The sequence below is a fragment of the Methylobacterium sp. J-030 genome (assembly GCF_022829545.1).
GTDB lineage: Bacteria > Pseudomonadota > Alphaproteobacteria > Rhizobiales > Beijerinckiaceae > Methylobacterium.
The window spans coordinates 1-8,095 of sequence record NZ_JAKSYM010000029.1 but is presented as its reverse complement, the minus strand read 5'-3'; the positions used below and the strand labels follow the sequence as shown (position 1 = coordinate 8,095).

Genomic DNA, 8,095 nt, shown 5'->3' with positions numbered 1-8,095 from the left:
CATAGCCGCCGTGGCTGCGCGCGCATTCCCCGGCTCGGCCGGTCCAGAGATCGAGGCGCTGGCCGGTACCATCGAGCGCGTCACCTTTCACAGCCCCGAGACCGGCTTCTGCGTCCTGAAGGTCCAGGCGCGGGGCAAGCGCGACCTCGTGCCGGTGATCGGCCATGCCCCCGCCATCGCGGCCGGCGAGTGGATCACCGCCACCGGCATCTGGCACACGGACCGCCAGCACGGCGTGCAGTTCAAAGCCGATACCCTCAAGGTCACGCCGCCCACCGGGGTCGAGGGCATCGAGAAGTACCTCGCGTCGGGCCACATGCGCGGCATCGGTCCCGCCATGGCCAAGCGCATCGTCGCGGCCTTTGGGGAAGGCACCTTCGAGATCATCGAGGCTGAGCCGCAGCGGCTGCCCGAGGTCGCCGGCATCGGCCCGAAGCGCGCCGCCCGCATCATCGCCGGCTGGGCCGAGCAGAAGGCCGTGCGCGAGATCATGCTGTTCCTGCACGCTCACGGCGTCGGAACGGCGCGGGCGGTGCGGATCTTCAAGACCTACGGTCACGAGGCCATCTCGGTCATGACCGAGGATCCGTATCGGCTGGCGAAGGACATCCGCGGCATCGGCTTCAAGACCGCCGACGCCATCGCGATGAAACTCGGGCTGACCCCGAAGGCGCCGCAGCGGCTGCGCGCGGGCATCTCGTTTGCCCTTCAGACCGCAACCGACGGCGGTCACTGTGCCCTGCCTGTGGCGGAGTTGATCAAGTTCGCGGGCGAGCTGCTCGGCGTTGAGGCGACGCTGATCCGCTCGGCGCTGCTCGACGTGCTGGAGACCGGGGAGGTTGTGCAGGACATCTTCGGCGATAAGGCGTGCATCTTCCTGGCCGGGCTGCACGCCGCCGAGCGAATGATCGCTGAGCGGTTGCTCCGCCGAACGAAGGGCACGCCGCCCTGGCCCGAGATCGACCTCGCCCGCGCGCTGCCCTGGGTCCAAGAGAAGACCGGGAAGACGCTCTCGCCCTCACAAGGGGAAGCAGTGCGGCTCGTGCTCGGCGCCAAGCTCGCGGTGATCACCGGCGGTCCGGGCGTGGGCAAGACCTCGACGCTCGACACGATCCTGCGCATCCTGCGGGCAAAGGGCGTGCAGGTGCTGCTCGCCGCCCCGACCGGCCGGGCAGCCAAGCGCATGAATGAGCAGACCGGCTGGAGGCCAAGACGATCCACCGCCTGCTGGAGATCGACCCGAAGCACGGTGGGTTCGCGCGCAACGAGGACAACCCGCTCGCCTGCGACCTGCTGGTGATCGATGAGACCTCGATGGTCGATGTGCCACTGATGAACGCCCTGACCAAGGCGATTCCGGAGCACGCTGCGCTGCTCCTCGTCGGAGACGTCGACCAGCTACCCTCCGTTGGGCCTGGGCAGGTCTTGGCGGACGTCATCGCCTCGGGAGCTATCCCGGTGGCGCGGCTTACTGAGGTGTTTCGGCAGGCGGCCGAGAGCCGGATTGTCATGAACGCGCACCGGATCAATGCCGGCAAAATGCCCGAACCGGCCGCATGGGGCGCGGACAGTGACTTCCACCTGATCGAGATCGACGAGCTCGAGCCGGCGGTGGCGACGCTGATCGAGGTGGTGACCAGGCGCATCCCGGCCCGCTTCGGCCTCGACCCGGTCCGGGACATTCAGGTGCTCACCCCGATGTAACGCGGGATGCTCGGCGCGCGCAACCTCAACCATGAGCTTCAGGCGGTGCTGAACCCGAACCCCTCCGTCTCGGTGGAGCGGTTCGGCTGGCGCTTCTCGCCCGGGGACCGGGTGATGGAGAGCCAAAACGACTACGACCGGGAGGTGTTCAACGGTGATCTCGGCACGGTGGCGCGCATCGATGAGGACGAGGGGGCGGTGATTGTCGATTTCGAGGGGCGGGAGGTGATCTACCCTTACGGCGAACTCGACACGCTGGTACCGGCCTACGCCACGACCATCCACAAATCGCAGGGCTCGGAGTACCCGGCGGTGGTGATCCCGCTCGCCATGCTGCATTGGACCATGCTGGCGAGGAACCTCCTGTACACGGGTGTGACCCGCGGCACGCGCCTCGTCGTGCTGCTCGCACAGCGCAAGGCGGTGGGCATCGCGGTCCGCGGCGGCAACATGCGGCCGCGCTGGACCAAACTTCACGAATGGCTCAGGGCAACGACCCGGCCTTGATAACGGCGGTTGCGACCGGAAACGCAATCAAAGGCCCTGTGAATGATCGACGCGCAGCCGCTCGACGCTGCCATCGCAGCGACTGAGGTCCGTTTCAGGCCCCCGGCGCGCTGGAGCATGCGGGCCTGCGCACATTTTCACGGCTGCCATTTCGTGGAGGGTGCCGGCCATCTGGTGTAGCAGGAGCAGCCGTAGGCTGTCACCGACCTGATCTCAAATTTCCGCCGCCGTGGCCCGGGCGAGGTGACCGCCCGAATCTGACCCCTAGCAGAAATTAGATGGGTCCGCTTACGAGCAGACCATCGCTCCTCAATGTGTCACCTTGGCGGAGGGGACCGACCCGAGCTACGAATTTTTGCTGCTACGAGAGTTGCGGGTGGCGCTAGGGAGCCAAGGTGGACGTCGAAACGCGAACTCGACTGCTGGCCTCGATGCTGGCGGGACGTCTTGTCATCGTTTGCGGGGCTGGCCTTTCCATGGCGGCGCCAAGCTCACTTCCTTCCGCTTGGCGCGTGGCCTCCACCTGCTTTGACCGGTACCAATCGGAGATCGACCCAACCTGCGATCCGAATCTGCGCAACGACCTGGAGGCTCTAGCCGAACTCTTCGCACGCGCAGGCACCCTCAAGACAGTCTTCATCGATGCTCTCGTCCCCTGGGATCTGTTCACCCGGCCTCCCAACGCCGGACACGCTGCAGTGGCGGACTTCCTGCTGACAGGGGCAGCGGCCGGGGCACTCTCAAGCAATTATGACAACCTGATCGAACGTCGGGCCCAGGATTACGGCGCCGACTTCCTGCCCTCACTCGACGGGGACCAAGCAGCTGTCCGAGCACGGTTGCACGCACCGCTCCTGAAGTTCCATGGTTGCGCATTCGCGGACAGGAGGGCGACAGTTTGGGCGAAGTCTCAGCTGACCGGCGATCCCAACATCGCCGCCCGCCTCGAGCGTTCAAAGCGATGGATGGCGGCCAACTTACGCGAGAAAGACTTCCTCGTCGTCGGGTTCTGGTCGGACTGGGGCTACCTGAATGAACTGCTGGCGGAGGTGATGAGGGGTGTAGCGCCCCAGACCGTCACAGTTGTGGATCCCTCCACCCCCGACGAGTTGCAGGCTAAGGCACCAGGCTTGTGGGAGTTAGCCAATGCCGAAAACGTCGCCTTTCGACACGTGATGGGCTCCGGGGCTGAGGCCCTCGACGAGCTTCGGCGGTCATTCTCGGAGGCATACCTTCGCAAAGTCCTACAAGCTGGCCGGCCCGCCTTCGAGGAGGAAAGTGGAGTCGAGTGCGACGCCGGAATCCTGCATCTGCCGCCGCTGTCGAGCGAGGAACTCTATACCCTGCGACGTGATGCCGAGGGCGTGCCGCCCACCTCCCCAGCGAGATCGCGGGAGCCGATGGCAGCAGAAGTGCTCGGCCTGACGCACCTCCTCTTGCGCGCTGCAGGCGCCATCGCGACCGCGACCGGCTACGATTACAACGGACGCACGGTCCGCGTTGTCAATGGTGGAGGGCGGATCCTCGCGAGGGTAAGGGGCAGCTTTGGTGAAGCGCCCCTAACTGCGTCTGACATCGTGATTTGCGCCGGCGCAGTTGATTTGGGCTTGCCCGACAGCGTCGTCCGCGCAGGCACTCCAGGCAGCATTGTCAGGCCGGCGCCAACGGCGCACTGGATGGACTTGCAGACAGCACGAGAGGAGCTTGCCATCTGATGGATGTCGAGATGCAGGCCGAGATCCTCCTCCGTCAGGAGGGGTACAGGACATGGGTGTCGAGCTCCTCGCCGGTCCCGACCGTCGGCTTCGAGAATGAGACAGTCCTCGGCTTCCTGCACGTATTCCCCGATGCAGGGCGGCTTGTGGACGCCTGGGAGAACGTGCAGCGCGTCACGCTCGCGCGCCACCAAGCAGCGTTAAGGACCGCGGGGGCGAAGGCCTGGAACGTCTACACGGTCTTCCTGACCGCCGGTCAGGCAGGCGAGCTGGCGGGCGTCATCGAGCGGATCGAGGAGGACTTCAGTCTTACACGCAAGATCGCTAGGTCCGGGGTCGGGACACCGACTGACTTACGGCGGGCATTGATGCCCCTTACCCCGCTAAGGACTTCGCCACAGATTGGGCGCAGCGACTATTTCGAGCGGCTGCGAGCCCGCCTGACAGACATACCCGCCGAGGCTGTGTCGGCGTTTCTCGGCGGCGAGGACGAGTATTCTGTAGCTCGCATTCTGGCAGGTGCGCAATGAGGTTGGCTTACGTCGAATTGTGCGGCTTCCGCGGTTTTCGCGAGAAGATCCGGGTCGACTTCGGGGTAAGCTTCACGGTTATCGTCGGGCGCAACGGTGTGGGCAAAAGTACTCTTTGCGACGCAGTCGAATTTGCGATTACGGGGGAGATCAACAAGTATCAGGTTGAAAAAGCAGCGAGGGAGAGTATCGCAGATTACTACTGGTGGCGCGGTGAAGGGACCCCCAAGGCTCACTTCGTAACTGTTGGCTTTCGTGACGACGACGGTCGGATCTCGTCGGTCACGAGGACGCGCGGCGACGGGGCGAACATGGTACCAGAAGCGATTGAGCGCCTGCTGTGCTTTGATGCCCTCAAGCCGGATCAGGCGCTCCGCCAATTGTGTCGAACATCGATCATACGCGACGAGTGGATCGCGGCGACAAGCTTAGACCTGACGGAAACAGACCGCTTCAACCTCGTGCGCGCCGCCTTGGGCGCGGTCGAAGGCCCCGAATTCGTTCGAAAGGCCCAAGATACGGTCGCGGCCGCCGAGACCGTTCGCGTTAAGGCGGAGCGAGACTATGAGGACCGCCGTCTTCGCCTGAGCGATGCCCTGACCGAACTTGCGGAGACGCGAGGCGCGGTTGCGAACGCCGGTGACGTGACGGAGGCGCTGTCCGTGCTAGGCGTGGATCCAGCGTCTACCGACGGCATCGCAACCGGCATCTCCGCAATACGTGCCAACCTTTCAGACAGGCATGTCCGGCTGGGCATGCTCGCCCGCCTTGCTGAGGAAGTGCAGAGGGTACACGAGTCGGCAGCGCGCTTCCGTGCAGCTGCGTTTCAAGACGACGTCGACCGGCTTGAACGAGATGTATGGACCTCGACGGCCAACGCCAAGTCTGCTGCCGCAATCGTGGCGGCTGCCGAGGTACGGGTGGCTACCGAACAGGCAGCCGACGAACTAGCGGCGTCGCTCGCGAGCCTAATTGATCATGGAGCTAAGATCGGGCTGCACGACGGGTGTTGTCCCCTATGTGACGCTATAAGGACCACGCCCGAATTCGAAGAGGGACTCGGCAAAGCTCGGGCGCGTCTCGCGGAACTCTGTTCGGGGCTGGCCGCCGCCAGGAACGCCGCTTCCGAGGCACGTGGCGCGCTGGCGTCAGCCAGACGGGCGGTGGAAGCCGCCCGGTCATCACTCGCCGAATTGATCGGACCGCGCGAGGAGCTAGGAAGTCGCGAGGCGACATTAATGGCCGAACTGCGGCGCCTTAAGCTGGATCCAATGGATTTCGAGCCCGAACGTCTCGATGCCTACGCAAGGGAGGAACGCAGCCGCCTCGTCGACCTTGAACGCGCGATCCTGACAGTCGAGGCCTCGCAGGCGATCGGACGGGTTGCTGAGCTGGAACGAAAGGTTGGTCTTCTCCGAGAGGACGCGGATGAGGCGGCGGGGCACCTCACACGGGCACAGGCCGCCGTCACAGCAGCGAAAAGCCTTGACCGCTCGGTTAAGCGAACAAACGCAGAAATCGTCGACGAGCGCCTCGCTACGATCTCGCCCCTGCTCAACGAACTTTACCAGCGACTAAGGCCGCACCGCGAATGGCGAGACATTGAGTATAGCATCAGGGGGGACGTCAGACGCCTCTTAAGCCTGAAGATTGGGGATAACTTGAACCCGCAGTTCGTATTCAGCAGCGGGCAGCGACGTGCGGCAGGTCTGGCATTCCTGCTGTCCGTCCACCTATCCCGGCCCTGGTGCCAATGGAAAACGCTCGTCCTGGATGACCCTGTTCAGCACATCGACGACTTTCGTGCGCTCCACTTGGTCGAAGTGCTTACTGCCATGCGACAGACCGGTCGTCAGATCGTCTGCGCGGTAGAGGATGCCTCTTTGGCGGAACTCATGTGCAGGCGGCTCGTGGGTACCATCGAAGAACCTGGGCGCCGCATCGATCTCGACTTGGCCGCGGGAGGCGCCGCGGTGATCTTGAAGGCCGGCGACATTGAACCTGTGCCCGTGGACGTGTTGGGCGGGACTTGGATGACTTCGGCCGTCAGCTAAAGGTCCGCTTCCAGGCGCCGAGCCAACTTCCGCTTATGGCGCGTATGCGACCTCGGCAAACTGGTCACAAGCGGTCCAGCACGTCCGCCTTCAACGCTACAAACTCGGCCTCGCTCAGATGACCGTCCGCGCGTAGGCAGCCCAACCGCTCGATCTCCGCCACCGCCTCGCTCGGTAACAGGCGAACGTCGCGTGCCGCATCCTCCGGGGCCCCCAACCGTGTCGGCGGCTGGTTGCCGAGCCGAAATGAGCGCACATCGTCGACGAAGATCTTCAAGCCCGAAGCGCGTTTGCCCGCGCCGTCAACCGAGTAGTCCGCCGAGCTCTTCGCCCAGGCCAACGCCCCGGCCCAGCCGATGCCGGTGCCACCCAGGAACAGGTTCGCCGACAGGATCGCCCAACGGTGCGGGTGGCGGTTGCGAAACGCGGTGATCGTCGGCAGCAGCAACACGAACCACCCGAGCGCGATGCCGCCGAACAGCACGGTGATGAACTCGGCATCGTCCGCTCTCATCGCTGCCGCCCCCCGTTCAGGATCTGCGCCTTCAGCACCACGAACTCGGCCTCCGACAGGGTGCCGGCCGTGCGCAGCTGCGCCAGCCGCTCAAGCTCGGCTACCACGTCGCGGCGCGGGGCTGCGGGCGGCGAGGCGGCCGTCGGCATAGGGGTCGAGGCGACGGGCGGCACTTCGGTGGGTGACGGGGCTGAGGCTGGCGCGCGATCGAGCGGGTCTGGCCCGAACCGGTTGGGGCCGGGCTGGCCGTCCCGCAGGCACCGGAGCAGCAGCACGATCACGCCGAGCGGCACGACGGGGATGAACGCACCGAGGCCGAGCAGCGCCCACCTGCCGCTGAGATCCATGTCGTGCAGGCGCCGCACCGTCAGCGCCGTCCAGGGCGCCGCGTGCGAGCCGACGATCAGCACGAACAGCAGCGCCGGCCAGATCGAGCGTGGCCCATCGACGAAGGGGACGCCCAGGCCGAAGAAGGCCACGAGGATGAGCGGCCCGAACACGAGGTGGGCTCGCCAGTAGTCGGCGCGAGAGGCGCGCCCCTGGGCGGTAGCGTAGCGACGCATCGCGTCGAGGTAGGCGTGCATGCTCCTCATCCTCCATAACCCGGCTGGGTCGAGCCTATCGTGATCGGGGACTGTCAGTCCGTCGATTGTCAAGCCGCTGATCGGGCTTGCTCCCGCCATGGACGCGCGCGCGATCATCGGTTGGAACCTGCGGCGGCTGCGCGTCGAACGCGGGCTGTCGCAGGAGCGGCGGGCGCTCGCCGCCGGCATCGATCGGGCCTACGTCGGCCGCGTCGAGCGCGGATCGGAGAATGTGACCATCACCACCCTGGATGCGATCGCTCAGGCCCTTGCGGTGCCGGTGGCCGACCTGCTGCTCGCCCCGCCGGCGGGGTCGGCGCGACCGCAGCCGTGGCGCGCCGGCCGACGGCCACGGGCAGACTGACCGGTAGCTCGACGTGGCCCCGCTCCTCACGACCCGATCTCGAGGTGCGGAGCGACCTGCACCAGTAAGTCCCAGCCGCCCGTGACGGCGTCGCGCGTGTTCGGGGCGAGATCGGCGCGCATC

Annotated in this window: 6 protein-coding genes and 1 pseudogene; 5 read left to right on the top strand and 2 right to left on the bottom strand. The window is 65.6% G+C overall.

Translation table 11 applies throughout. The features are described from left to right. The first annotated feature begins 10 nt into the window (after window positions 1-10). The 4 genes and pseudogenes from MKK75_RS00590 to MKK75_RS00575 all read left to right on the top strand — a co-directional run bounded on the left by MKK75_RS00590 (window position 11) and on the right by MKK75_RS00575 (window position 6,510). A pseudogene (locus MKK75_RS00590) lies at window positions 11-2,211 on the top strand (ATP-dependent RecD-like DNA helicase). 395 nt (window positions 2,212-2,606) lie between these two features. After that, window positions 2,607-3,926, top strand: coding sequence for an SIR2 family protein (locus MKK75_RS00585; protein WP_244040699.1), 1,320 nt, complete (start codon window positions 2,607-2,609; stop codon window positions 3,924-3,926). Beyond that, window positions 3,926-4,456: a hypothetical protein gene (locus MKK75_RS00580; protein ID WP_244040698.1), complete on the top strand. Its 531-nt coding sequence runs from the start codon at window positions 3,926-3,928 to the stop codon at window positions 4,454-4,456. The genes MKK75_RS00585 and MKK75_RS00580 overlap by 1 nt, the downstream gene beginning before the upstream one ends. After that, window positions 4,453-6,510, top strand: a complete 2,058-nt coding sequence (locus MKK75_RS00575) for an AAA family ATPase (protein ID WP_244040697.1) — start codon at window positions 4,453-4,455, stop codon at window positions 6,508-6,510. Before MKK75_RS00580 ends, MKK75_RS00575 begins: the two co-directional genes overlap by 4 nt. Before the next feature lie 64 nt (window positions 6,511-6,574). Here MKK75_RS00575 and MKK75_RS00570 read toward each other — a convergent pair whose 3' ends face one another. Next, window positions 6,575-7,024: a superinfection immunity protein gene (locus tag MKK75_RS00570; RefSeq protein ID WP_244040696.1), complete on the bottom strand. Its 450-nt coding sequence runs from the start codon at window positions 7,022-7,024 to the stop codon at window positions 6,575-6,577. Next, the gene (locus tag MKK75_RS00565) at window positions 7,021-7,608 is read right to left on the bottom strand and encodes a DUF805 domain-containing protein (RefSeq protein WP_244040695.1); all 588 of its coding nucleotides are present in this window, start codon (window positions 7,606-7,608) and stop codon (window positions 7,021-7,023) included. The genes MKK75_RS00570 and MKK75_RS00565 overlap by 4 nt, the downstream gene beginning before the upstream one ends. 97 nt (window positions 7,609-7,705) lie before the next feature. On the opposite strand from MKK75_RS00565, the gene MKK75_RS00560 reads away from it, so the two are divergent. Beyond that, a complete protein-coding gene (locus tag MKK75_RS00560) occupies window positions 7,706-7,972 on the top strand; it encodes a helix-turn-helix domain-containing protein (protein ID WP_244040694.1) in 267 nt (88 codons plus the stop codon). Window positions 7,973-8,095 lie beyond the last annotated feature (123 nt).